Annotated in this window: 25 protein-coding genes and 2 riboswitches; of the genes, 13 read left to right on the plus strand and 12 right to left on the minus strand. The window is 42.5% G+C overall.

The genetic code is table 11. From position 1 onward, the window contains the following. Window positions 1-46: 46 nt before the first annotated feature. Window positions 47-1,459 (plus strand): hypothetical protein, encoded by a 1,413-nt coding sequence (locus OSCIL6407_RS0103185; RefSeq protein ID WP_007355432.1) that lies wholly within the window; start codon window positions 47-49, stop codon window positions 1,457-1,459. 390 nt (window positions 1,460-1,849) lie between these two features. Here the strand turns inward: OSCIL6407_RS0103185 and panB are convergent, their stop codons facing one another. The 3 genes from panB to OSCIL6407_RS0103200 form a co-directional block, all read right to left on the minus strand. Then, the gene (panB, locus tag OSCIL6407_RS0103190; RefSeq protein WP_007355433.1) at window positions 1,850-2,626 is read right to left on the minus strand and encodes a 3-methyl-2-oxobutanoate hydroxymethyltransferase; all 777 of its coding nucleotides are present in this window, start codon (window positions 2,624-2,626) and stop codon (window positions 1,850-1,852) included. A 157-nt stretch (window positions 2,627-2,783) separates the two neighbouring features. Beyond that, a complete protein-coding gene (locus tag OSCIL6407_RS0103195; protein ID WP_007355434.1) occupies window positions 2,784-3,200 on the minus strand; it encodes a pepsin/retropepsin-like aspartic protease family protein in 417 nt (138 codons plus the stop codon). 123 nt (window positions 3,201-3,323) lie between these two features. After that, window positions 3,324-5,027, minus strand: coding sequence for a serine/threonine protein kinase (locus tag OSCIL6407_RS0103200; RefSeq protein ID WP_007355435.1), 1,704 nt, complete (start codon window positions 5,025-5,027; stop codon window positions 3,324-3,326). A 198-nt stretch (window positions 5,028-5,225) separates the two neighbouring features. On the opposite strand from OSCIL6407_RS0103200, the gene OSCIL6407_RS0103205 reads away from it, so the two are divergent. From OSCIL6407_RS0103205 to OSCIL6407_RS0103230, 6 genes are all read left to right on the plus strand, one after another. Continuing rightward, on the plus strand, window positions 5,226-6,602 hold the full coding sequence (locus OSCIL6407_RS0103205) for an ABC transporter substrate-binding protein (protein ID WP_007355436.1): 1,377 nt from the start codon (window positions 5,226-5,228) through the stop codon (window positions 6,600-6,602). A gap of 405 nt (window positions 6,603-7,007) precedes the next feature. Beyond that, window positions 7,008-8,438, plus strand: a complete 1,431-nt coding sequence (locus tag OSCIL6407_RS0103210; RefSeq protein ID WP_007355437.1) for a form I ribulose bisphosphate carboxylase large subunit — start codon at window positions 7,008-7,010, stop codon at window positions 8,436-8,438. 106 nt (window positions 8,439-8,544) lie between these two features. After that, on the plus strand, window positions 8,545-8,955 hold the full coding sequence (gene rcbX, locus OSCIL6407_RS0103215; protein WP_007355438.1) for a RuBisCO chaperone RbcX: 411 nt from the start codon (window positions 8,545-8,547) through the stop codon (window positions 8,953-8,955). A 46-nt stretch (window positions 8,956-9,001) separates the two neighbouring features. Beyond that, on the plus strand, window positions 9,002-9,337 hold the full coding sequence (locus OSCIL6407_RS0103220; protein ID WP_007355439.1) for a ribulose bisphosphate carboxylase small subunit: 336 nt from the start codon (window positions 9,002-9,004) through the stop codon (window positions 9,335-9,337). Window positions 9,338-9,694: 357 nt separating this feature from the next. Continuing rightward, entirely contained in the window at window positions 9,695-9,985 is a 291-nt protein-coding gene (locus tag OSCIL6407_RS0103225; protein WP_007355440.1) for a hypothetical protein, read from the plus strand. After that, window positions 9,985-10,245, plus strand: coding sequence for a type II toxin-antitoxin system RelE/ParE family toxin (locus OSCIL6407_RS0103230; protein ID WP_007355441.1), 261 nt, complete (start codon window positions 9,985-9,987; stop codon window positions 10,243-10,245). The genes OSCIL6407_RS0103225 and OSCIL6407_RS0103230 overlap by 1 nt, the downstream gene beginning before the upstream one ends. A gap of 53 nt (window positions 10,246-10,298) precedes the next feature. Here the strand turns inward: OSCIL6407_RS0103230 and OSCIL6407_RS0103235 are convergent, their stop codons facing one another. Genes OSCIL6407_RS0103235 through OSCIL6407_RS0103255 form a run of 5 tightly spaced genes read right to left on the minus strand, consistent with a single transcriptional unit; the run spans window position 10,299 to window position 13,491 of the window. Continuing rightward, entirely contained in the window at window positions 10,299-10,934 is a 636-nt protein-coding gene (locus OSCIL6407_RS0103235; protein WP_007355442.1) for a hypothetical protein, read from the minus strand. A 44-nt stretch (window positions 10,935-10,978) separates the two neighbouring features. Beyond that, on the minus strand, window positions 10,979-11,620 hold the full coding sequence (locus tag OSCIL6407_RS0103240) for a hypothetical protein (protein ID WP_007355443.1): 642 nt from the start codon (window positions 11,618-11,620) through the stop codon (window positions 10,979-10,981). Between the two features lie 27 nt (window positions 11,621-11,647). Continuing rightward, window positions 11,648-11,881 (minus strand): hypothetical protein, encoded by a 234-nt coding sequence (locus tag OSCIL6407_RS0103245; RefSeq protein ID WP_007355444.1) that lies wholly within the window; start codon window positions 11,879-11,881, stop codon window positions 11,648-11,650. 8 nt (window positions 11,882-11,889) lie between these two features. Beyond that, entirely contained in the window at window positions 11,890-13,113 is a 1,224-nt protein-coding gene (locus OSCIL6407_RS0103250) for a hypothetical protein (RefSeq protein WP_007355445.1), read from the minus strand. Between the two features lie 6 nt (window positions 13,114-13,119). Next, on the minus strand, window positions 13,120-13,491 hold the full coding sequence (locus OSCIL6407_RS0103255) for a hypothetical protein (protein WP_007355446.1): 372 nt from the start codon (window positions 13,489-13,491) through the stop codon (window positions 13,120-13,122). Window positions 13,492-13,679: 188 nt separating this feature from the next. Between OSCIL6407_RS0103255 and OSCIL6407_RS0103260 the strand changes: the two genes are divergently transcribed. Further along, window positions 13,680-14,519 (plus strand): class I SAM-dependent methyltransferase, encoded by an 840-nt coding sequence (locus OSCIL6407_RS0103260; RefSeq protein ID WP_007355447.1) that lies wholly within the window; start codon window positions 13,680-13,682, stop codon window positions 14,517-14,519. An 80-nt stretch (window positions 14,520-14,599) separates the two neighbouring features. Here OSCIL6407_RS0103260 and bioB read toward each other — a convergent pair whose 3' ends face one another. The 3 genes from bioB to OSCIL6407_RS0103275 form a co-directional block, all read right to left on the minus strand. Continuing rightward, the gene (bioB, locus tag OSCIL6407_RS0103265; RefSeq protein ID WP_007358281.1) at window positions 14,600-15,607 is read right to left on the minus strand and encodes a biotin synthase BioB; all 1,008 of its coding nucleotides are present in this window, start codon (window positions 15,605-15,607) and stop codon (window positions 14,600-14,602) included. 28 nt (window positions 15,608-15,635) lie between these two features. Beyond that, window positions 15,636-16,940 (minus strand): adenosylmethionine--8-amino-7-oxononanoate transaminase, encoded by a 1,305-nt coding sequence (gene bioA / locus OSCIL6407_RS0103270; protein ID WP_007358282.1) that lies wholly within the window; start codon window positions 16,938-16,940, stop codon window positions 15,636-15,638. 147 nt (window positions 16,941-17,087) lie between these two features. Next, the gene (locus OSCIL6407_RS0103275) at window positions 17,088-17,912 is read right to left on the minus strand and encodes a biotin--[acetyl-CoA-carboxylase] ligase (protein ID WP_234708832.1); all 825 of its coding nucleotides are present in this window, start codon (window positions 17,910-17,912) and stop codon (window positions 17,088-17,090) included. Between the two features lie 245 nt (window positions 17,913-18,157). Then, window positions 18,158-18,310: riboswitch (guanidine-I (ykkC/yxkD leader) on the plus strand. A gap of 208 nt (window positions 18,311-18,518) precedes the next feature. On the opposite strand from OSCIL6407_RS0103275, the gene OSCIL6407_RS0103280 reads away from it, so the two are divergent. The 3 genes from OSCIL6407_RS0103280 (at window position 18,519) to OSCIL6407_RS0103290 (ending at window position 21,328) form a co-directional block, all read left to right on the plus strand. Beyond that, complete coding sequence (locus tag OSCIL6407_RS0103280) at window positions 18,519-19,583, plus strand: ABC transporter substrate-binding protein (protein ID WP_007358284.1); 1,065 nt, start codon at window positions 18,519-18,521, stop codon at window positions 19,581-19,583. A gap of 21 nt (window positions 19,584-19,604) precedes the next feature. Continuing rightward, window positions 19,605-20,456 (plus strand): ABC transporter permease, encoded by an 852-nt coding sequence (locus OSCIL6407_RS0103285; protein WP_007358285.1) that lies wholly within the window; start codon window positions 19,605-19,607, stop codon window positions 20,454-20,456. Window positions 20,457-20,551: 95 nt separating this feature from the next. Continuing rightward, a complete protein-coding gene (locus OSCIL6407_RS0103290; protein ID WP_007358287.1) occupies window positions 20,552-21,328 on the plus strand; it encodes an ABC transporter ATP-binding protein in 777 nt (258 codons plus the stop codon). Window positions 21,329-21,346: 18 nt separating this feature from the next. Here the strand turns inward: OSCIL6407_RS0103290 and OSCIL6407_RS35190 are convergent, their stop codons facing one another. Beyond that, window positions 21,347-21,493, minus strand: coding sequence for a hypothetical protein (locus OSCIL6407_RS35190; protein WP_019486910.1), 147 nt, complete (start codon window positions 21,491-21,493; stop codon window positions 21,347-21,349). Window positions 21,494-21,689: 196 nt separating this feature from the next. Then, window positions 21,690-21,827, plus strand: a riboswitch (guanidine-I (ykkC/yxkD leader). Window positions 21,828-21,928: 101 nt separating this feature from the next. Between OSCIL6407_RS35190 and OSCIL6407_RS0103305 the strand changes: the two genes are divergently transcribed. Together OSCIL6407_RS0103305 and OSCIL6407_RS0103310 are read left to right on the plus strand one after the other, a co-directional pair. Then, a complete protein-coding gene (locus OSCIL6407_RS0103305) occupies window positions 21,929-22,657 on the plus strand; it encodes an urea amidolyase associated protein UAAP1 (RefSeq protein WP_019486912.1) in 729 nt (242 codons plus the stop codon). 69 nt (window positions 22,658-22,726) lie between these two features. Then, the gene (locus OSCIL6407_RS0103310) at window positions 22,727-23,368 is read left to right on the plus strand and encodes an urea amidolyase associated protein UAAP2 (RefSeq protein ID WP_007358289.1); all 642 of its coding nucleotides are present in this window, start codon (window positions 22,727-22,729) and stop codon (window positions 23,366-23,368) included. The last annotated feature ends 228 nt before the right edge of the window (window positions 23,369-23,596 follow it).

Here is a 23,596-nt window from a genome sequence, read left to right on the forward strand (position 1 = left end):
TCTTTGAGACAGGGGTTTTAACCCCTGTCGGACTATCGGAAAAATAATGACTCAAGAACTACAACTTAAAAATCCTAGCATTACCCTCTACACTTTTCAATTACGCAATGATGCGGACAAAGAAGCGGGAAAATTAGCAGATAATGCCTTGAATTTGTGGACAAACTTGGACGAAGTTGTGGGAAAATTTGGGGTTGACGATCTTAAATCTTTTATCCCTTTATTGATAAATCCCGAAGAGGAAAATCCTTCTTTTCAAAGATTGCTTAAAGAAGAAACCATTAAATTTAATAAAAAAGATAATGGCTTAGAATTAACCATTTATCCAGTTCGGTTTCACGATACCTATAGCGCAGATTTAACTGTTTTTTATCCTAACCAAATTTTGCCAGTTAGTGAATTAGGAAAACTCAATATTGAAGGATGTCTTTTACCCGAATTTATTCGGCCTTCTACTGGGCAAACGTTATTATTTTACGCGGAAACAATAGACGATATTTCTTGTAATAAAGAACTAGCTAAACAATGCTTTCAATATTTACTACAAAATCAAATTCAACCTCAACCCGAACAGATTAAAAAGGGAGTTTTGTTTGGTAGTCCCATTTACGAGTATGATAACGGAGAACTTGACCCTACAAAAAGACATCATATTTTAGTATGGCTTAACTGTAATCCTAAGACTGTCGAAGCTCTTACTACAGATTTTAATCCTTATTTTCATCGCTTACTATTATACCGTCACAAGATTTTATTTTCTTATTACCGTTCTCGATCTTGGTATCAACACGGCAAAGCAATTGCTGCTAAACTTGATGCAAAACAAAGCGAATTTAAGGCAATTGATAATCAAAATGATGCAGTTGCAAGGCTGGAAGCATTAAAGAAATTACTTGCAGAAGTTAGAATATTAGGGTTTGACTATAGCCGATGTTTGCGGGATATTAGCGAATGTATCAATACTATCACTACTAACACGGAAAACTATGTTCAAATTTTAGCAACTATTCAAGATTTACAATTTCAATCGGATAAGTTACAGTTTTTAGATAAATTCGCTGAGGTAAGTAAAAATAAATATCAGGAACAAATCAAGGTAGACTTAAATTACTTGATTGCTAGTCAGAATTTATTTCAAGAAATGATTGCTAATATCCGAGGAATGGTAGAGATTGAACAAATAGAAGCGGACAGAAAAAGCAGTGAACAAGATACTATTAGCAGTCGCAACTTAAATATTACCATTGGAGTTGTTGGCGGAGGAATGGCAGCCGCCGGTATTGTTGCTACCAGCTATGGGTTGATAAAACCTGAACTACCTTTGTTAATGCCTTGGGATAAAAATGCTGGCAGTATACATCCTTTTACACAATCAGTTTTTTGGAGTTTATTAATTGGTTTTATCCCAGTTTTGGTATGGGCGTTGATATGGTTAAAAAATTCTCGCAAAGATAAATAATTCCGGTAGGGGCGGGTTCGCCAAAATATTGTAATAAAAACGATAAATCTATAAAACCCGCCCCGGATTAATCGTGGGGTGGGGGCGGGTTTTTGAGTCTTTACGCTACGCTTTTAGCTATTGGCGAACCCGCCCCTACAGGTCTTTGAAAATGATATAATATGTGAAATTAATTAAACATAAATCCGGTAGGGGCGGGTTCGCCAAAATATTGTAATAAAAACGATAAATTCACAAAACCCGCCCCGGATTAATCGTGGGGTGGGGGCGGGTTTTTTAGTCTTTCCGCTACGCTTTTAGCTATTGGCGAACCCGCCCCTACAGGTCTTTAAAAATGATATAATACGTGAAATTAATTAAACATAAATCCACAACACACCATATCAAAACTCACTCAGGAAACTTCCCCTCTCTAACTTCCATTGCATAATTCTGCACGGCCTCAGTAATAGTTTCCCGCAAATTAGTATAGGCCTTCGCAAACGGAGGCAACCGCACAGAAAGCCCCAACAAATCATTAATTACCAAAACTTGACCGTCACAATCAGGCCCCGCCCCAATGCCAATAGTAGGAATTACTAACTTTTGACTAATTTGAGCCGCTAAATCCGCCGGAATATGCTCTAATACGATCGCAAAAGCCCCCGCGTCTTGAAGCGCGATCGCTTCCCCTAAAATTCTCTCACTCGCCTCAGCCGTTTTCCCCTGTTTCCGATAACCCAGTTGGTGTACCGACTGCGGAGTTAAACCAACGTGGCCCATAACGGGTATTCCTGCTAATGTTAGCTGAGAAACTGTTTGCGCGATCGCCGGGTTTCCCCCCTCTAACTTTATCGCTTGCGCCCCCGTTTCTTTCAACACCCTCCCCGCTGAGTGCATCGCTTGTTGCGGACTTTCTTGATAACTTAAAAAAGGCAAATCCACCACAACTAACGCTTCCTTAACTCCGCGACGAACCGCTTTCGCGTGATGGATCATTTCATCGAGAGTTACTGGCAGAGTTGTTTCATAGCCTAATGCTACCATTGCCAGAGAATCGCCTACTAAAATAATATCAACACCTGCTCGATCTAAGAGTTCAGCAATAGCGAAATCGTAGGCCGTCAAAACTACAATTTGACGACCTTGCTGTTTAGATTGAATTAATTGGTTAATAGTGACTGGCATTAACTTACTAAATAGGGGCTAGGGGCTAGGGGCTAGGGGCTAGGGGAAGAAGAAGAAGAAGAAGGGGAAGAAGGGAATAGAATCAAGGGTGGAAGTAATGAGCAAGTGTCCTAACCGACGAAAGCGATTGCTATAATAGGGAGTTGTTGGCATAAATTTACACTCTGATATAGCTTTGTTTTCCCTCTGCGGGCAATATCCTCAGCACTTGATTTTTCAAGTCTGGTTCTAAGCCTAAATCTTCTAAGGGAATTTGACCGAGTAAAGGTTCTTGACCTGCGGGAAGTTCCACACAATTATATAACCCTTGTCGCCCTGCGACGGAAAGAGTGATATCCTTAAAAACGCGAAACATCCTGTTGCCAATTACTGTCTCCCCTTGAATTTCTCCAGTCATAGGCAAACCCAAATCACTAATAATATCTGCTGGCAAACACAGTCTAGTCGCTCCTGTATCCACTAAAACGTTATCGAGAGTAATAGAGCGGATTTGCTCTAGAGCAATAAACCCTCTTTCTGCTAAAATCTCGTCTATATGGTTAGTAACGGTGATGGTGGTTGTAACTCTGCCCATTTTTATTTCCTAGTTTTTATGGGGATACGATCTTATCTATAGCATTTTTTAATTGAGTATGTGCTGCTCTTAATTAACAGTTAACAGTTAACAGTTAACAATTAACAATTAACAATTAACAATCTAGCGCCATCCCAACCACCGCAATAAAGGAACAATTAAATAATGACTCGCGCCCAAACACAATCCGATCGCACTTCCCATTAAGCCAAAAAAGGCTATGCTTCCCCAAAATTGTAACCAATTGGGTTGAGAATGAGCCAGTAAAAGGAAGCGCAAGAAACTATCAGGGAAAAAATTAAAGGTTTTGAAGCTAGCAAACACAGCAAAAGGTGCGATCGCGGCCACGAAAGTGTGTACCCCATGATGGCTACGCAAACCCATTCCCAAGGTCAGAGATGCGATCGCCATCGCCCCTACTAACATCATCTCATCTATCCCACTCGCCCAACACAACCCCCCCAATCCATAGCCCAGCATTCCCGTCAAACCGGCCATCCAATACCGGCGACGCTGGCGAAATCCTCCCGCATCCGTCAAACCGAAAGCAGTTCCCAAACCAGCACATCCAAACAGCAACACCTCTACCCCGACATTGAAGGTAAGATCGGGTACGAGCTCGTGCAATCCCTGATTAAGCAAACTCGCCAACTGTGGGCCAAAAGGCGACCAATAAGCCAAAATCAAGCCACCGATCGCCCCTACACTTCCACCCAGTCCGCCCAGTACCATTTCCCAAGCAGTATCTAGAGAGGCTACCACTGTCTGCGCGATCGCGCTGAACAGTAAAACAGTTAAACTTCCAATCCCTTCAGCTACCGTCCCCAACACTTCCCAGGAAAAATTGAGCACGCCTTGACCTACAGCAACGATCGAAGTCTGCGAATTCTGGCTTAAAGAAATTTTAGCGAGGCGATCGCGAATTTGATCCGCATTTACCGGACGTTCCCGCGCCTGCGATCGCACCATATCATCCAATAAATTAGCCAAACTCTGACTATGAGGCGCAATATGTCGCCATCGCAACTCGCCAGTTAAAGGATCTTCAAGATCCGCCGGATATTTACCAGTTAATAAGTTAATGCAAGTCCGGCCCAAAGCATAGAAATCCGCAGCAGGCCCAACCGCACCCCCGACAATTTGTTCTGGAGGACTGTAACCTGGAGAAATTAGTCGCGTCGAACTCAAACTCCCTTTATTAACTGCATCCACCCCTACCTGTTTCGCCCCCCCAAAATCAATCATCACCAATTGCCCAGTTTCCTCCCTGAGCATTAAATTAGAAGGCTTAATGTCTCGGTGAATAATATTGCGATCGTGCAACTCCTGCAAAATCTCCACTGCTTGAGTTAGCCAACTAAATACCCACGCCTCTGGACACCCTTGAGGGCGATCGTCGAGAATATCCTGTAAAGTTTTGCCGTGAATTTTTTCCATCAACAGACAAGGGAGGCGGCGTTGCGAGTAATTCCCTTGATTTGAGACAATTCGGAGTTCTAAGTGAAAATAACAGTCAGGCTCGATTCTGGGTATCCCTGGATGGCGTAAACTCGCTAACATCCACGCTTCTTGCTCGAACAATTCTAAAGCTTTGGGGGAATTTTCGAGCAGGACTTTGAGTACTCGTTCTGTCTGACTCTGCAAGTCCCAGACAGTGTAAATCGCTGCAAAACCCCCAATTCCGAGGCGTTGTAAAGGAATATAGCGATTTAGCAGCCGCAGGGGAGCTCCGCAACTCTGACAAAAATTATTACCCCAAGTCTGAGGATAAGGCCTTGGGCAATCGGGGTTAATGCAGTGGGCGGTGGTAAGAATAGGCTGAGGCACAACCAATTTGGTAGGGTCTGAATATCCTTATTATGTGTCAAAGAGGTGAGATCGTTGATTTAATCTGTTCCCACCGTTTAATGTGATTGGCGAACCCGTCCTTACAGGCTTTCTCGTTTTCTCGTTCCCAGTTAGAGCCTGGGAATGCGTAGCTGAAGGCTCGGCTTTCAAATAATATCACAATTAGGAAAACAAATCATGTCTCAAAATACTAACAAAAGAACAAGTCCACCGCCCATTGTTTTTATTATTCTCTTTTGCTTAATTGGGTTTGGTGCATACAAGTTTCTTCCTAGTTTATTCAAGGGGAAAAGTTCACAGCCATCGGGAGCGATCGCCAATCGTGCAAGTTTAGGAAATCAGATATTACTAACATCGCAAACCACAGCCGAAAAGCAAGCAGGTATTACAGCTTTTGCTAAAGGAGATTACCAAGAAGCTGTCCAAAAATTTCAGGCGGCGCTGCAACAAAATCGTAATGACCCGGAAACTGTTATCTATTTGAATAATGCCAGAGCTAGCAATGGTTCTTCCTTAAAAATTGCTGTCAGCGTTCCCATTGGTAGCAATCCGAATGTTGCCCAAGAAATCCTCCGAGGTGTGGCCCAAGCTCAGGATCAAATCAATACTAGCGGTGGCATCAATGGCGCACAACTGCAAGTAGAGATTGTCAATGATGACAACAATTCAGAGGTGGTCAAAGAAGTTGCAAAATCATTAACACAGGATGCAAAGATACTAGCAGTAATTGGACACAATGCTAGCAGTGCTTCTCTCGAAGCTGCTCCGATCTATCAGCAAGAACAACTGGTAATGGTGACACCTACTAGCCAAGCAAATAATCTCTCAGGATTTGGCAGCTACATTTTTCGGACAGTACCCAATATTAGTTTAATGGCTACTCGTTTAGCCACTTATGTAGTGAAAACAGGCAAAATTAATATTGCCATTTGTTCTGACTCGCAAGCACCGGATAGCATCTCATTTAAAGATGAGTTTGTGGCAGCTCTTAGTGCTGCTGGAGGTAGATTTGTTCCTACTGTTTGCGATTTTTCCACACCTTCTTTTAATCCCAACAATGCCTTTGCTGATGCTGTTAGCAAAGGAGCGCAAGGATTGATGGTATTACCCCACGTCGATCGCATCGATCGCGCTATGTCTCTGGTTCAGATAAATCGAGGCAAATTGTCACTATACGCCAATACTACACTCTATACTAATCAAACTTTAAAAGAAGGTCAAAAGGACGTTGAGGGGCTGGTTCTGCCTGTTCCCTGGCATCCTGAAACTAATCCGGGTAGCCCTTTCCCAGACAATGCCCGCCAGCGGTGGGGCGGAATCGTAAATTGGCGCACGGCAACCAGTTTTGACGCAACTCAAGCGATCGTCGCGGGTTTGCGCCAAAGTAATACCCGGCAAGGGTTGCAACAAGCACTCCGAAATCCCAGTTTCTCGACAGCAGGGGCAAGCGAGGAAGTAAAGTTTTTACCAACGGGCGATCGCACTGGTAAGCCGATTTTAGTGCAAGTTAAACGCGCAGGAAATACTGGCTACAAATTTGTCCCTCTGCCGTAAGTTGACCAAGTGCGATCGCACTCATCAGGAGGTTAAACTAGATTTATAATGGGAAAAATTTGGTGTTATTCCAGGTCGCTCGTTATCCTATTATAAATCTTGTCAAAAGGAATTTACTCCCGCTTAATTAACAGCATCAAGCTGCTGGTTTTCCCAAGGCACAGATTGCGATCGCCCTCCACTCCCACCACATCCCCACAGTCCGCTCGGCTTACATCTCTATCACTTATTCGCCCAATAATATTTTAAGAATTGTTAAATAATGTTTTCAAATGTTGCAAAAACATAAAGTAAACTTATGTAAATTAAAATAATATTAAAATTACACAGTATCGCTTTCTTGATATAGTTTTTATCAGTCTGCCATTAGACAAAAAATTTAAGCGAATCGAGGGACGCGACATTATGTCTTATTCTCAAACCCAAACTCAATCTAAGGCTGGGTATAAAGCCGGAGTTCAAGACTATAAACTGACGTATTACACGCCGGACTATACGCCAAAAGATACAGATATTCTGGCTGCATTCCGCGTCACGCCCCAGCCAGGAGTTCCCCCAGAAGAAGCTGGAGCCGCTGTGGCCGCCGAATCTTCCACTGGTACTTGGACAACAGTTTGGACTGACCTTTTGACCGACCTCGACCGCTACAAAGGTCGCTGTTATGACATCGAGCCAGTTCCCGGTGAAGACAACCAATACATCTGCTTTATTGCCTATCCTCTGGATTTGTTTGAAGAAGGTTCCGTCACCAACTTGCTGACCTCATTGGTTGGTAATGTTTTCGGTTTCAAAGCCTTACGTGCTCTGCGTTTGGAAGATTTAAGAATTCCCATCGCTTACCTGAAAACCTTCCAAGGGCCACCTCACGGTATCACCGTTGAGCGTGACAAATTGAACAAGTACGGTCGTCCTTTGCTGGGCTGTACCATCAAACCTAAATTAGGTCTATCTGCGAAGAACTACGGCCGCGCCGTGTATGAGTGTCTGCGTGGCGGTTTGGACTTCACCAAAGACGACGAAAACATCAACTCCCAGCCCTTCATGCGTTGGCGCGATCGCTTCTTGTTCGTTCAAGATGCCATTGAAAAAGCCCAAGCAGAAACCGGCGAAGTCAAAGGTCACTACCTGAACGTCACCGCCCCCACCTGCGAAGAAATGATGGAACGGGCTGAGTTCGCCAAAGAACTCAAAACCCCGATCATCATGCACGACTACCTGACCGGTGGTTTCACAGCTAACACCACCTTGGCCAAATGGTGTCGTCGCAACGGTATCTTGTTGCACATCCACCGCGCCATGCACGCCGTGATCGACCGTCAAAAGAATCACGGTATCCACTTCCGCGTCTTAGCCAAGTGCTTGCGGATGTCCGGCGGCGACCACCTGCACTCCGGTACAGTTGTGGGCAAACTGGAAGGCGAAAAAGGCATCACCATGGGCTTCGTAGACTTAATGCGCGAAGACCACATCGAACAAGACCGCGCTCGTGGTATTTACTTCACCCAAGATTGGGCTTCCATGCCTGGAGTAATGCCCGTTGCTTCCGGTGGTATCCACATTTGGCATATGCCCGCATTGGTGGAAATCTTCGGCGACGACTCTTGCTTACAGTTCGGCGGCGGTACCTTGGGCCACCCTTGGGGTAATGCTCCCGGTGCAACTGCTAACCGCGTCGCTTTGGAAGCTTGTATTCAAGCTCGTAACGAAGGCCGCAACCTCATGCGCGAAGGTGGCGACATCATCCGCGAAGCTTGCAAATGGAGCCCTGAATTGGCTGTTGCTTGCGAACTGTGGAAAGAAATCAAGTTCGAGTTTGAAGCAATGGATACCGTCTGATCGAAAGAGTTGAGTATTGAGTGTTAAGTATTGAGTTTTGAGTTAAAAGGTTGTTAATTCAAAACTCAAAACTCAAAACTCAAAACTTTTAAGGGCTGGGTCAAACATGGATATCAAACAAGTTGCGAAAGATACCGCTAAGGTATTGGCAAGCTACCTGACCTATCAAGCTGTGCGGATTGTGATAGCTCAATTAAGCGAAACTAATCCGCCTGTGGCAATTTGGTTGAGCAATGCTTCTTCAACGGGTAAAATCCAAGACGGGGAAGTTTATCTGCAAGAACTACTTCGGGAAAACCAAGAGCTGGCGTTTCGGATCATGACGGTGCGGGAGCATTTGGCACAGGAAGTGGCGGATTATTTGCCAGAGATGGTTCGCGCTGGGATTCAGCAAGCGAATATGGGACACAAGCGCCAGCACTTAGAGCGAATTACGCAACTGAATATATCTGTTGACCATATCCATCCTGAAACAAAATTAGACTCGGAAACTAATTTGGATAATTTATCCAGTTAGTTGATTGAAAACAGCAATCGCGTACACATTCTAGAGATTAGGAAAGATGAAGACTTTACCCAAAGAGCGGCGCTACGAAACTCTGTCTTATTTGCCACCGCTGAGCGATTCACAAATTGCTAAGCAACTGCAATATATTTTGGATCAGGGTTATATTCCCGGTGTGGAATTCAACGAAACCTCTGCTGCTGAAATGCGTTATTGGACAATGTGGAAGTTGCCTTTGTTCGGCGCAAAAAGCGTGCAAGAGATCATGAGCGAAATTAACGCTTGCCGTCAAGAAAATCCTACTTGCTACATCCGCGTGATGGGTTTTGACAACGTGAAGCAGTGCCAAGTGTTGAGCTTCATCGTTCACAAGCCGAATACCAGAGGTTACTAATTAGCTTTCCTATTTTGTAGGGAATATAGTTAGGTAAAAGTTGAGGTGGGGAATGTTCCTTACCTCAATTTTTTTATGGCGGAGCGAACAGGAATACAGCCAAGTATAGCAACCGCCAGGGCGGTTAGGGGCTAGGGGCTAGGGGCTAGGGGCTAGGGAAAGAAGGGAAAGAAGGAAAGAGAGGAAAGAGGGGAAGAGAGTCAATAGTTTGGGCCCTGAGTGAGTGTCTTAACCGTTGTGGCAGTTGCTATAGCACACTTAAATCAACTTTTTGGAATTCGGATTGGGTTCAAAGTTGCGGCCGCAATTAGTGGCATATTAGATATAATCAAGAAAACCAGTTAAAGATCGTTCACCATGACTCAACCTGTTGCTTTAATAAATACTAAATTGATTGAATCCCTTACTCAAATCATTCTTTCTCTTACCGATGAGGAGCGACAACTTCTAGCACAAAAAATTAATTTTTCATCATTGTCTAGCGAAGAAATTCAACTAAAACGGGAAGCCCTACAATCTGAAATTACACTGGGCGCGGAACAACTCAAAAGCGGTGATTACACCGAGTACAATGATTTGTCATTGCCTAATTTGCTTAAAACTATTAAGAGCCGAGGCAAGCAACGGATTCAGCAGGAGCAAGCTTAGTGAATCGCTTTCGTCTTTCACGGCAGGCAGAGCAAGATTTGGAAGATATCTGGGTTTTCTTGACACAACAGGATGAACTCTTAGCGGACAAACAGATTGCTCAAATTTTAGATAGATTTCCTATGTTGTCTCAATTTCCTAATATGGGAAAGCAGCGCGATGATTTACTGGCAGGACTCAGGAGTTTTCCCGTTCAACCATACATCGTTTTTTATACTAAAATTGCGGAGGGGATTGAAGTTGTCAGAGTTTTACATTAAGCCAGAGACATTGATAGCCAGTTTCCGTAATTCAAAGCTCAAAACCATTTTTTTTATAGCTTGCAAATCGCTTTCAGGACTTGTAATAATAAAATTGACGATTCAGGTTCCATCAGATTTAGCAGTGGCATTAGCTGATAAATTGCGGGATTTCCCCGCTGAATATATACAAATTGATACTCCATTCCGTTCGTAGTTAAACCCCAGACAGACTCTTGACGTTCTATACTTTTAGAGACATAAGTGAGCAGTTGAGGTAAACCTGCAAATGGGGCAATTAGACTGTTTTTAGTCTCAATCACTAAAACCCAAAAAGATATTTCACTGTTTATCGGTTTGGTTTTATTGATTGCTAGAATGTCCAATCTTCCTGTAATTTTGATATCTTCATCTTCAATAAGAAGATCGGCAATATCTTGTTCTAAACTAATATTAATTGGGTGGCGATAAAATCCAGCTAATCGCATTAATGGAAAGGTAGTTAGAGCTTTTACCAGTCCCTCTAAAACTCTATCATTGGAGAGGTAATTATCAAAGTCATCCCTAATTTGTGTGAGTTCTTGCTGTTCAAATTCGGTGAGAGGTTCGAGAGATAATAGGGATGTAAATGAGTTATTGTATTGCTTCTGGAAATTAAAAAGTTGGTGAACTTGTCCGATGGTGAGGTTTTTGGCATTGAGAGTTAGCATGGTTTTAGGGATGGTTTAGCGATCGTATAATTTTAGCGCATATTCTATAGCTTACAAATGGCTTTGAGAACTTGTAACAATAAAATTGAAGGTTCAGGTTCCATCAAAGTTAAGGATGGCATAAGCTGATAGGTTGGCTGTTCTCCTCGGCGGATATAGACAAATTGGTAAAACTCTCCATTTGTTGCTAATCCCCAGACTGATTCTTGGCGTTCCAAACTTTTGTAGGCATAAGTTAGCAGTTGGGGTAAACCAGCACGGGGGGTAATTAAACTGTTTTTAGCTTCAATTACTAAAACCCAAAAAGATATTTCTGTTGTTATTGGTTTGGTTTTATTGATTGCTAGAATATCTAATCTCCCGGTGAGTGTGATATCTTCATCTTCAATGATAATTTCAGCGATGTCTTGTTCGAGACTGATCTTAATTGGGGGGTGATAGAAGCCAGCTAATCGTATTAATGGAAAGGTAGTTATTGCTTTTACTAGACCTTCTGAGAGTTTTTCTGCTGAAATATATTCACGAAAATCATTGCGGATTATGACAAGTTCTTGCTGTTCAATTTCGCTAAGAGGTTCTAGGGTTAATAAGGTAGAAAATGTGTCCGTATTATTAAACTGTTCTTGCAAATTTAAAAAATGACGAACTTCGTTGAGAGTAAGGTTTCTAGCATTAAGGGTAGTCATCCTTTAATCTAATATTAAATTGCAATACTAATCTATCCTATCCAGCACCATTCCGTCAACTATTTCATAACCCCATCTGTAATTCCGATTCGCGAGTTGCTTGGCCGCATCATACTCGCCTAAATAGCAGAGTTCAACTAATAGTTGATAGCCCTTTTCTTTTTCTTGCTGAATTCTCTCCCGATGCAACTTTTCTCTGGCTTTTTCAGAAAGAGGTTCTCTTCCCAACTCTAAAGGATCAATATCACTAATTTGCCTCATACTTACCTCTAAAAAGGAATTGATTCTATAACTTGACCATCAACCATTTCATATCCCCAGTCTGGATTTTTAGCAATTAAATTTTCAATCATATTTCTCCCAATGGGAGTTTTACACGCCTCATGCAAAGAAGCAATACTAGGAATTTCATCTGCTGAGTGCGATGGTTGTTCCTCTATTTCCTGCTGTTCTAAATTTGCCGCAGAAAGCATATTAGAACTTGATGACTCTAAGGAAAATTGCGGCGCGATCGCTTCTAATTTTTTCATCACACTTTCTTTTGTAATTTGAGGCTTATCAGTAAAAGAAGCGGGTAAATAAGGAGTTTCTAAACCATGCTTTTTAGCGTTAATAGCTTCATCAGCTATTCGATCGCACTTTCTCAAAAATCCTTCCCACAAATCGCGGCCTAAAACGGGATTTCTCAAGTCAGTTCGCGCCTTTAAAACTGCCTGTTCTAAGGGTTCCCCTTTGTGAACATAATATTGTGTCCTTTCTTCTTCAAAAGCTGGATAAGGCACTCCCGGTTCTATCTCCCATTCTCGCTTGACTTTCTGGCTTTCTCCCAATGGTTTCCCTGAGATGAAATCATCCCATAATGGAGATATAAGGCCTTTTGTCATGTTATCAATTTCGTAAAATACAGATCGAGAAGGATTCGGATGACCTTGATTTTTATAGTATTCTAATAAGATACGCTGAAATTCCTTGAATTGCTCATCAGACTGCCAAGGGCCACTAAATTTATAATGGGGGGTAACTCTAACTGTTGTGGGTTGGCGAGGTTGACCGAAAAATTTATCAGTTTTAATAGTTAAATTTGAGGTAGGGTAGTTAGGCACTACTTCTACAGGATGATTCTTTGTTTCGCCGCCATTGCGTGCTATTATATCTGAAGATCGATCGGTGAAAATATTATCGAGTTTATTCTCAAGAGCGTCAATATCTGCCCAAAGTTCTAGGGTAGTATCATTAACTAATCTTGCTTTTAGTAACAAACGCTCTTGTAGTTGACGGCGTGCTAGTTCTTGTTCGCTAGGGTTTAAACCTGTTGCTTTTTCAATTTCATCGCTTGTAATTGTGACCCATTCTTGGGGATGAGATAATTGAGATTGCCAGTCAAATACTTGGCAAAATAGGATAGAAGCAGCCACACCACCCGTAAATTTAGCTAGCTTAGGATAATAGATGAGGGGCGTTCCTAGATGTCTCAAAAATAGTCCGAGTTTCATTGCCTATTAAAGTTGATAATCAAGGGGTTCGCAAAAATCAGTTACTCCAGTTTTGACCACATAAATAACCACAGGAGTTGCTAAAATATCGGGACAAAGTTTGGCCTCAATCAAAGCTTCTACTGCGGGTTTTAATAGTCCATTGCTTAAATTTGCTCTTACGTCTTCTTCGCAGAGAACCACACGGCATCTTTTCGCTAAACTTGATAGCCAATTGTCAGAAGTATTGGGCTCTTGTCCGACTTGAATTGCCATAGAGATTGCGGCATCTTCTATATCTCCTTCACAGTCTTCAATTACATCCAGGGCTTTTAAAGCTTCGGAATAATCAGCTAATTGAGAGCGAAACTGTGCAATTTCCTGGGAAGTAATAATCACTTTATAATTCTCCTCGATCGTTTGTGACCGTGCTTAATAATGCTATCCTATCATTATACGACTTACGCATTGTTGTACACTCTGTCTGGGTGATAAAGATACCGCCGAGACGGCGGCGTTACGTTAGAAGTGCGTAAGTCCTTATTATTTAGAAATAGTTGAAATGTCCTATCTTTCGCCTTGTTGAGATGAGTGATAAATTGCTGCCAATTGAGAGTATATCAGATACGGCTTTCGGGATTGCGATCGCGCGTGCAATTGAAAGCGATCGCTTAGATGCCAATTTCTACGATCCGTTGGCGCGAATGCTGGGAGGCGATCGCGGGGAAAAGTTTATTTTAGCCCTTGGCGGGCCTCCTGACAAGGCAGGCTTAGCCGTAGCTATCCGTACTTGTCTGATCGACGAGGCGATCGCGCAAAGCATCCGCAGCGATGGCGTGGATACCGTGCTCAACCTCGCTGCGGGTTTGGATACTCGTCCTTACCGGATGTCACTACCCGCCTCTCTAGTGTGGATTGAGGTTGATTTACCTGCGATCGCATCCTACAAACAGGAAAAACTTGCTAGTGAAAAACCTATTTGTAATCTAAAAATTGTCCCTCTAGATTTGACAAATCTCTCCTTAAGAAATCAGCTTTTTGCTCAAGTTAGTGCTGCTAGTAATAAAGTGTTAATTATTACTGAAGGACTCTTAGCTTATTTAACTTCGGAACAAGTTGGATCTCTAGCAATTGATTTGCGGAGATATGTTAATTTCCGCTGGTGGGTATGCGAATTAGCCTCGCCTTTTTTAATGCAACAAGTGCAAAAAAAGTGGGGTAAATCTTTTAATGCAGCTAATGCTAAGTTACAATTTGCTCCCCCAGAAGGGCCGAATTTTTTCGCACGCTACGGCTGGAAAACTCGCCAATATCGCACCTTTTTAGAAGAAGCACCCCGTTTAAATCGCGATGTACCTTTCGGTTCCTTACTGCGCCAAAAGCCACTATTTAAAGATGGAGTAGTTTGGCTAGAACAGCAAATTTAATGGGAGATGGGGGGGAGCGGGGGAGCGGGGGAGCGGGGGAGCGGGGGATGGGACAGCAATTAGCAATTAGCAATTAGCAATTAGCAGTTAACTGTTAACAGAGAACCATCTGAAGCTTCTAGTACAAATCCTGCATCCCGAATCATCTCCCAATCTTGATTGGCCGTTTGACCTGGAGTCGTGAGATAATCACCCACAAAGATAGAATTTGCAGCGTAAAGTCCGAGAGGTTGTAGCGATCGCAAATGCACTTCTCGTCCCCCTGCAATCCTAATTTCTTGACTGGGAAGCAAAAACCTAAATAAACAGAGAATCCGCAAACATTGACGAGGATTTAACGTTTTTACATCGGCAAATGGCGTACCGGGAATAGGAATGAAAAAATTAACAGGAACGCTAGTAACTCCCAAATCCCGAAGTGAAAGTGCTAAATTAATTACATCATTATCAGATTCACCCATTCCCAAAATTCCACCCGAACAAGTTGTAATTCCTGCGGCTTTGACACGATCGACTGTCTTAATTCTATCATCAAAAGTATGGGTAGTACAAATCTCAGCGTGATATTCTTCGGAAGTATTAAGATTGTGATTAACTCGATCTACGCCAGCTTTTGCTAAGCGGTGAGTTTGTTCTTCACTCAATAATCCCAGACAAGCACAGATTTTAAGATCGTAGTTAGCCTTGACAGTTTCAACTGCATCTACAACTCGATTAAAAGTAGATTCGCTAGGTTGGCGACCAGAAATTACTAAACAAAATGTACCCGCTTTTAACTGTTTTGCTCTTTCCGCTGCATCCAGAATTTTCTCCTTAGCTAAAAGCGGATATTTTTCAATTTCTGCTGTGGAAATTTTGGACTGAGAACAGTAATGACAATCCTCTGGACAAAGACCACTTTGAGCATTCAGTAAATAGTGCAATCTTACCCGATTTCCCCAGTAGTGTCGCCGCACCCGATAAGCTGCACTTAGTTGTTCGAGTAAAATGTCGTCTGGTGCAGTTAAAACGGCTAAAGATTCCTCGCGAGAGAGGCATTTTCCCGCCAAAGCACTGTCAGCTAAGCCGTTCCAATTGGGGAGATTCATAAGCGAAATGTTAGTAAAAATCAAGGGGTTAGAGAGTATTCAAGATTTGGCGAATTGCCAGATAAATAGATTCTAGTTCATCTGGGGAAATACAGTAAGGAGGCATTAAATAAAGTGTATTTCCCAAGGGACGGAGTAAAAATCCGGCTTCTAGAAGTCGTGCTTTTAACTGTTGAGCAATTTGATTAAAATAACCGGGGACATTTTCAGTTTTGATGTCCATTGCTGCAATTGTACCACAAGTCCGAATCCGTTCTATTTGGGGATGACCTTTTAGGTATTGATGCAGGTAGCGGCGGTGCTGTTTTTCCATGCCTTGATAGGCTTCGGGGTTTTGCTCCAGCAGCTCTAAAGATGCTACACTGACTGCACAAGCTAATGGATTCCCAGTATAGGAATGGCTGTGAAAAAAAGCTTTGTCAGATTCATCTTGCCAGAAGGCTTGGTAAATTTTCTCCGTTGCTAGGGTTACGGCAATTGGCAAACAGCCGCCAGATAAACCTTTAGATAAGCAGAGAATATCTGGTGAAGTTGTGGATTTCAAACAGGCAAATAGTTCGCCAGTTCGACCAAAACCTGTCATTACTTCATCATATATCAATAAGAGATTATATTGATGGGAAATTTTTTCTAGAGCTTGCAAAAATTGAGGGCGACACATTCGCATTCCCCCCGCACCTTGTATTAATGGTTCGATAAAGATTCCGGCATAGTTATGGCTTTGCTTTAACAAAAATTCGATTTTTTCTAATGCTAATACTTCGCGAGTTGCTACTTCGGTATCGTCGTCAAAGGTGGCAGGATAAGGAACAATATCGGTAGCAAACATTAAAGGTTTAAATGGTTGCCACCAGAGGGAACTTCCACCCATTGACATTGCTCCGATAGTATCGCCGTGATAGCCTCCTTCAAAACTAATAAAGTTGGTGCGATTGGTTTCTCCGAGATTATGCCAATATTGATATGCCATTTTTAGGGCAACTTCAACTGCCGTCGATCCGTTATCAGAAAAGAAAACTCGCGTGAGAGATTTTGGGGTGTGAGTTAACAATTTATTGGCTAGTTTTTCGGCTGGTTCGTGAGTGAAACCAGCGAAGATTACGTGCTCTAATTTTTGGGCTTGTTCGTAAAGAGCTTTGGCGAGTACGGGATGGCTGTGTCCGTGAATTGTCACCCACCAACTAGAAATGCAGTCGAGAATTTGCCGCCCATCTGCTAATTCTAATATGGCTCCTTTTCCTCGCACAACGTTCAGAGGTGCGGGGGCTGTTTTCATTTGGGTGAAGGGTTGCCAAATGGGGGAGTTTGAAGAATTTTGTGGGTGATTTGTCATTATTTAGATGTGAATAATTGGTAGGGTGGGCGCTCGCCGAAACCATATTAGCTTTCTGGTGACAATATTTTTGCGGCGAACGCTCACATACCCGTTTATTTAAGTAAATTTTAAGGTATAATTCTAATTCATAAAATACTTTTTAATTCAATTCCATCGAACGCGCCCAGATGTAAAGGCTCGTATTTGATTATCGGGCAAACGCAGTAATAATCTGCCTGATTCATCAATGCCGATCGCGACTCCTGCGATCGCTTCCGAGGGCAGTTCGAGGACGATCGCGCGATCGCGAAGTGCATCGCGACGGCGTAACTCTGGCAGCAACAGGGCTAAACCGACGTTTTTTCCTGTAGAATCTACCCTAGAAAGCAGACTGATTAGTTCCAGCAAATAATGCCGCAACCGCTCTAGGAGAGAGAGTTCATCCGGCACTATACTAGAAATAGACTGCAAAGCGATCGCATTGCCGATCGCCTTCGCATCCAGTCCCGCCTCCGCGAAATCAACACAACGGTTGAGCCCCACCCCCACGATCGCGCGAGCACTACCCGAACCGCTACCAGAATTCGCCTCGCAGAGAATTCCGGCTAACTTGCGATCGTCAATCAAGACATCGTTAGGCCATTTCTGACGCAGCATACCACGAGAGTCAGGCACTAAATCCTCGATCGCATAAATTACGGCTAAAGCGGCGGCTAAACTGAGTCCCGGTAACTGCGAAGGGTGCAAGCGATCGCACACAAAACTAGCAGTTAAAACACCCGTCGGTGCATACCAAATGCGCCCCTGTTGCCCGCGTCCTACGGTTTGTAGCCTCGTAAACACGACATCCCCGTGTTGGAGCTCGGACGCGCGATCGCTTGCCCAAGTGTTCGTACTGGGGCAAGTTTCCACCCAATGCAACCACTCAGGAAGGTTTTCGGGGGTGCGATCGGCAGAGGCGGACAGGGGCATTAAAGGCAACTCAGACAAGGCTTGATTTCAATCCTAAATTACTATGTCAGCGAATCTTAATCTTAAAATCTCAGAATAACAGTATTTTGTAGTTTAATATACAGTTCGCCTAAAAAAATGCTGTTAACGTCTGAACAGTAATAGCATAGTAATCATATTTTACTATTGCTACCTTTCAAAAATTTACGTACCTTGTAATAACTAAAAGTCTAGAATAAATCTTTGAGTTACACACAAGATTTTTCTAGACAAAAGTTAAAAAAATTAGCAGCTTCTAGGGTTCCGATTTGAACAAAAAATCTAATTAAGTTTAGAAAAATCAAGTGCTGGTCCAAGAGAAGCAAACTGGCAAGCCTAAATATTTAATTTTAAGGAATAACTAGCCAGTTACACGGCGGGAGAAAAGCCCGGGAGGAACGCTATCAGTCAAGAAGACTGAGTTCGTTTTTTCTTGGGCTTTATCGTTTTTATAGAGCCTTTGCGGAAGCGAACAAAGCGAAATATAGCGGTTAACTGTTAACTGTTAACTAAAAGTAGTAGATACCAATAGAAAACCGCTATAAGTTCCTAACTTCAATCACCATATTCACCTCGAAAATCCACCGTCTTTTACCAGAATATGCCATGAAGATACAATATTGCTCCGCAAAATTAACGCGATCGCTTCTATCCTACTGTATTCTGTTTTTCCTCACACTATCTCTAACAGTAAGTTGTGGAAATCCCGCCAGCCAAATCAACTCAACACCTAACAGCGCAAATAGTACAGTCACCGCTGTACGCTTAGGATTTAGTGCTTGGCCTGGTTGGTTTCCCTGGCAAGTTGCCCAAGAACAAAAGATATTTGAAACCAACAAAATTTCCGTAGATTTAAAGTGGTTTGATGGCTACCTAGAATCCATCAGCACCCTGAATGCTGAACAGATAGATGCTAACAGCCAAACCCTTGGAGATACAGTTAGCTCTATATCCGGTGGAGCCGATCAAGTTATTGTTTTAGTTAACGATAACTCTACTGGCAATGATAAAATAATTGTTGCCGAAGGTATCAACTCCGTTGCCGATCTTAAAGGCAAAAAAGTCGCCGCCGAAGAAGGAACAGTCGATCATTTCCTCTTACTATTAGGGCTAAAAAAAGCCGGATTATCAGCCAAAGATATTCAATTTGTCCCCTTAGAAACTGGTAAAGCCGCAGCCGCCTTTGTCGGCGGACAAGTCGATGCAGTTGCAGTATTTGCTCCCTTTACAACACAAGCATTAAAGCGCACAGGAAGCAAAGAACTCTTTAGTTCTAAAGATTTTCCTGGCTCAATTTCCGATCATCTTGTATTCACACGCAAATTCGTTACAGAACACCCCGATCGCGTACAATCCCTTGTAGATTCCTGGTTTGCGACATTAGAATACATCAATACCAACAAAGACAAATCCTACGAGATTATGGCCAAAAGAGCAGGAGTCAGCGTTGATGAATATAAACAATACGCTGACGGTACTCAAATCTTCACTATTGAGGAAAACTTAAAAGCTTTTCAACCTGGAAATAGCCTCAACTCCTTACCATTTGCGGCTGAAGAAATGAGCAAATTTCTCACAGAAGTAGGTTTAGCAAAAACCCAACCCGACATGAGCAAACTATTTGACGATCGCTTCATCAAAGCCTACGCCGAGAAAGTCAAAAAGTCCTAGTTAGAAATCGGAAATTTGATCATGTCCCCAAATCCAGAACCACAATCGATCCAATCTCATCTCAAGCCAAAAAGCCTAAATCCCACCGTTTTCTGGCGACTTGCCGAAGACATCCCCAAACCCTTAAATACCGGATTAATTCTGACATCAATCGCCTTGCCATTACTGCTATGGTGGTTAGTAACAACCTTCATTAAAGTAGATCCAAAATTTTTACCATCTCCCGGTAACGTTTTAGAAGCCTTTGGGAGGTTATGGAGTAGCGGCGATCTCCTAAAAGATACCGTAGCAAGTTTGTGGAGAGTGGGAGTAGGATTTTTCTTCGCTTCGCTTTTTTCTATTCCCATTGGCGTAATGATGGGCAGTTTTCCGAGTATTCGCGCCTTGCTAGAACCCATTTTCGGCTTGATGCGATATATGCCTGCACCTGCCTTTATTCCCTTGCTAATTCTTTATCTAGGAATTGGTGAAGAACCTAAAATTACCCTGATCTTTATTGGTGTCTTTTTCTTCAACTCTTTGATGGTAATGGATACCGTTAAGTTTGTTTCAAAAGATTTAATTGAAGCAACTTATATGTTAGGTGGCAATCGTTGGGAAACTCTGACTCATGTAATTGTACCCCACGTTTTACCGGGAATTATTGATGCTTCCCGCATCAACTTTGCCGCCGCCTGGCAACTGGTAATCGTCTCCGAATTAATTGCAGCGACAGAAGGTTTAGGCCGCCGGATCAGTGTTGCTGGTAGATTTCTCAAAACCGATGAAATTTTTGTCGGGTTGATTGTAATTGGAGTTATCGGACTTACCTTTGACTTGTTATTTCAATATATGCTCCAAGTTTCTTGCAAATGGGCCAGCCAGAAAAAATAATTGCTGCCAAAATCACCCAGAATTGTAACGTACTTTACCGTACAACTGCCAATAACTTGATAACTTTCATTTACTGCTCACACAAGGATTAACTAATGTTTCTGCAAATCAACAATCTACACAAACACTTTGAAACTAAAAATGGTAAATTAGTTGTCTTGAAAGACATTAATATGACCATTGAAAAAGGCGAGTTTATCTGTGCCGTAGGCGCATCTGGATCGGGAAAATCTACATTGCTGAGGCAGATTGCCGGATTGGATCGACCCACAATCGGGGAAGTTAAAATTAATGGCAAAGCCGTGACTGCACCAGGGCCAGATCGCGGTATGGTATTTCAACACTACACTCTTTATCCTTGGATGAACGTGCAGGGAAATGCTGAATTTGGTCTCAAACTTCAAGGCGTACCAAAAAAGCAGCGACGAGAACAAGCAAGCTACTATTTAAATGTAGTAGGATTGACTAAGTTTGCTCAATCTTTGCCGAAAGAATTATCAGGCGGGATGAAACAACGAGTTGCGATCGCGCGTGCTCTCGCCTCAGAACCAAAAGTATTATTAATGGATGAACCTTTTGGTGCATTAGACGTTCATACTAAAGAATCTATGCACGAATTCATGTTAGATTTGTGGCGGCGCACCAAAATCACTGTTTTTATGATCACCCATGATGTAGAAGAAGCAGTTTTTCTTTCTAATCGGATTTATGCTTTAGGTTCGCGTCCTGGTACTGTGAGGAAAGAAATTTCTATTCATCTGCCAGAACGTACTCACAGCATTAAACGCCATTCCCGATTTCACGACTACCGCGATGAATTGATGGATTTGCTGCGGAAACATGGACAGGAAGCAGTTGCAATTGCTGCTTAATTAGGAATGAGACAAGACTCACATAAAAATAGCATTTTCTGCGATTGCAAACATAATTAAAATTGCATACAACATTAAATTTAGGGTGGGCGATCGCCGAAAAAACCGATCCTTCATAGCCAGAGTATTGGTTCGGCGATCGCCCACCTTACCGAACGATCGCATCTCAAAACCTTACTCAAAAAATCTAGAGAAATGTAGCTGTAGATACTTTTTTAATCTGGTTTTTTGGTGTAAAATAAATTACAATAAAGTATGGTGTTAAGCTAAACCTCAAAACATATAAGTCAGCATTTATCTAGCCTAAAAAAACAAAGGCTAAGCTAAACAATTACAAACTGACTTCAGCTAAAAATTGCATAGGAATCGCTTCTAGGGTTCCGATCTAGTGAGAGAACTAGATGTCTGGTCCAAGAGAAGCAGCCAATATTCAATTATCCCTAAAAAATACGATGGGGAAATTGAATCGGTCACACGGCGGGAGAAAAGCCCGGGAGAACCACACAGTCATAATTACTGTTGGTAAACTCCTGGGCTTTTGCGATTTGAGTAAAGCTCAAACCACAGATTATTCACCTCATATCTTATCTGGAGGAGCTCATGGTGCAAGCACCAATTCACACAAATTCTAAACTCGATTCCAGCCTTGTGCTGATGGAAGAAGTGATTCCCGGTGGCGCTTATTGGTCAGGTATCATCAAGCGCGGAAACACCCTCCGGATCGTTGATTTAGAAGGCTCTCAAGGCGTTTCTATGCTTTGCTATAACGCCGACAATCCCATCGAACGATTAAACGTAGCAGACACCGCAAAAATTCAATTCAATGCTTTTCTAAAAAAAGGCATGGTGCTCTACACAGATATGGGACGCATTTTATTTTCCATTACTGAAGACACATCTGGCTATCACGATTTACTATCAGGGTGCAGCAATGCTGCTAGTAATAGTGAAAAATACGGCGATGGAGACTGGAAAAACTCGCGAGATAACTTTATCAAAGCATTGACAAGGCGGGGTTTAGGCAAAAAAGATATCATGCCTAATTTTAACCTATTTACTCGCATTGCTGTCAAGCCAGATGGGAAAATGGAATATGTAGAAGGCTGTGAGAAACCCGGTAGCTTCATCGATTTGCGGGCAGAAATGAATGTATTAGTAGCGATTTCTAACTGTCCTCATATCTTGCATTCCAGTTCAAATTACGATCCAAAACCAATTCAAATTCAAGTTTGGAAATCGCCAACACCCTCACCCGACGATTTATGCCGCACCGCCAACCCGGAAGTAATTCGCGGATTCATTAACACCGATGTTTTGTTTGTTCAGTAATTAATTTGTAGTTGGGGTAAAGCAAAGCTAAACCCGAAAAATTAGACATTTATTAAGGAGAATTGCATCATGGTTTTAACGTCACAACGAGTTCTAGATCCAGCAACAGCAATTTACGACGAAGTGTTACCAGCGAGACATCCTTGGTCGCACGTTCTCAAAAAAGGACAGATTCTTCGCATCGTCGATTTAGGCGGAAATCAGGCAGTAGATTTTCTAGTTTACAACGCTGACGATCCTTCAGAACGTTACAGTGCCCCCGATACTATTGTCCGTCAAGGTAACATCTTTGTAACTACTGGCAGTAAACTTATTTCCAATGAAGGACGAGCAATTATGACAATAATTGCCGACTCTTGTGGACGACATGATACCTCTGGCGGTGCTTGTAGTTGTGAGAGTAATTCAGTGCGATTTGGACTCGATAAAAAATACCAACACGCCTGCGTTGAAAATTTCTTAGCCGCAATTACTCCCTACGGTTTAGGAAAGCGCGATTTAGTTAGTAACATCAATTTCTTTATGAATGTGCCAGTCAGTGAAGATGGCAAACTTGAGATCGTTGATGGCATTTCCGATCCAGGTAGTACAGTTGATTTGCGAGCAGAAATAAACGCCTTGGTAGCTATTTCTAACTGTCCGCAAATGAATAACCCTTGTAATGCCTACAATCCTACGCCTATTCGGTTGATTATTTGGGATGTGATGTAATATCAATTTTCGATAAATGGCAACAAATCTGAAATTGCCCTAACTTTAAAAAGCAAAGCGATTTCATTCTTCCACAACCAAACCCGCCAGGGGTTAAAACCCCTGTCTAATAGTAAAAGTCGTCTGAAGACGACTAACTAAAATACTTTACTTTACCGATCTATAAGTCCTCTTTTAGAGGACTTTAGCTATAAGACAGGGGTTTTAACCCCTGGCGGATCTGATAAC

Origin of the sequence: Kamptonema formosum PCC 6407 (genome assembly GCF_000332155.1) — a bacterium.
In the GTDB taxonomy this organism is placed as follows: domain Bacteria; phylum Cyanobacteriota; class Cyanobacteriia; order Cyanobacteriales; family Microcoleaceae; genus Kamptonema; species Kamptonema formosum.

Bases quoted from the DNA above. Each gene is read 5' to 3' on its own strand.
- OSCIL6407_RS0103220 (WP_007355439.1), top strand. From the start codon at position 9,002: ATGAAGACTTTACCCAAAGAGCGGCGCTACGAAACTCTGTCTTATTTG.
- rcbX (WP_007355438.1), top strand. From the start codon at position 8,545: ATGGATATCAAACAAGTTGCGAAAGATACCGCTAAGGTATTGGCAAGC.
- OSCIL6407_RS0103195 (WP_007355434.1), bottom strand. From the start codon at position 3,200: ATGGGCAGAGTTACAACCACCATCACCGTTACTAACCATATAGACGAG.
- OSCIL6407_RS0103310 (WP_007358289.1), top strand. From the start codon at position 22,727: ATGGTTTTAACGTCACAACGAGTTCTAGATCCAGCAACAGCAATTTAC.
- OSCIL6407_RS0103240 (WP_007355443.1), bottom strand. From the start codon at position 11,620: ATGACTACCCTTAATGCTAGAAACCTTACTCTCAACGAAGTTCGTCAT.
- bioB (WP_007358281.1), bottom strand. From the start codon at position 15,607: ATGAATCTCCCCAATTGGAACGGCTTAGCTGACAGTGCTTTGGCGGGA.
- panB (WP_007355433.1), bottom strand. From the start codon at position 2,626: ATGCCAGTCACTATTAACCAATTAATTCAATCTAAACAGCAAGGTCGT.
- bioA (WP_007358282.1), bottom strand. From the start codon at position 16,940: ATGACAAATCACCCACAAAATTCTTCAAACTCCCCCATTTGGCAACCC.
- OSCIL6407_RS0103305 (WP_019486912.1), top strand. From the start codon at position 21,929: ATGGTGCAAGCACCAATTCACACAAATTCTAAACTCGATTCCAGCCTT.
- OSCIL6407_RS0103205 (WP_007355436.1), top strand. From the start codon at position 5,226: ATGTCTCAAAATACTAACAAAAGAACAAGTCCACCGCCCATTGTTTTT.
- OSCIL6407_RS35190 (WP_019486910.1), bottom strand. From the start codon at position 21,493: ATGCGATCGTTCGGTAAGGTGGGCGATCGCCGAACCAATACTCTGGCT.
- OSCIL6407_RS0103280 (WP_007358284.1), top strand. From the start codon at position 18,519: ATGAAGATACAATATTGCTCCGCAAAATTAACGCGATCGCTTCTATCC.
- OSCIL6407_RS0103185 (WP_007355432.1), top strand. From the start codon at position 47: ATGACTCAAGAACTACAACTTAAAAATCCTAGCATTACCCTCTACACT.
- OSCIL6407_RS0103245 (WP_007355444.1), bottom strand. From the start codon at position 11,881: ATGAGGCAAATTAGTGATATTGATCCTTTAGAGTTGGGAAGAGAACCT.
- OSCIL6407_RS0103260 (WP_007355447.1), top strand. From the start codon at position 13,680: ATGAGTGATAAATTGCTGCCAATTGAGAGTATATCAGATACGGCTTTC.
- OSCIL6407_RS0103290 (WP_007358287.1), top strand. From the start codon at position 20,552: ATGTTTCTGCAAATCAACAATCTACACAAACACTTTGAAACTAAAAAT.
- OSCIL6407_RS0103225 (WP_007355440.1), top strand. From the start codon at position 9,695: ATGACTCAACCTGTTGCTTTAATAAATACTAAATTGATTGAATCCCTT.
- OSCIL6407_RS0103285 (WP_007358285.1), top strand. From the start codon at position 19,605: ATGTCCCCAAATCCAGAACCACAATCGATCCAATCTCATCTCAAGCCA.
- OSCIL6407_RS0103250 (WP_007355445.1), bottom strand. From the start codon at position 13,113: ATGAAACTCGGACTATTTTTGAGACATCTAGGAACGCCCCTCATCTAT.
- OSCIL6407_RS0103235 (WP_007355442.1), bottom strand. From the start codon at position 10,934: ATGCTAACTCTCAATGCCAAAAACCTCACCATCGGACAAGTTCACCAA.
- OSCIL6407_RS0103210 (WP_007355437.1), top strand. From the start codon at position 7,008: ATGTCTTATTCTCAAACCCAAACTCAATCTAAGGCTGGGTATAAAGCC.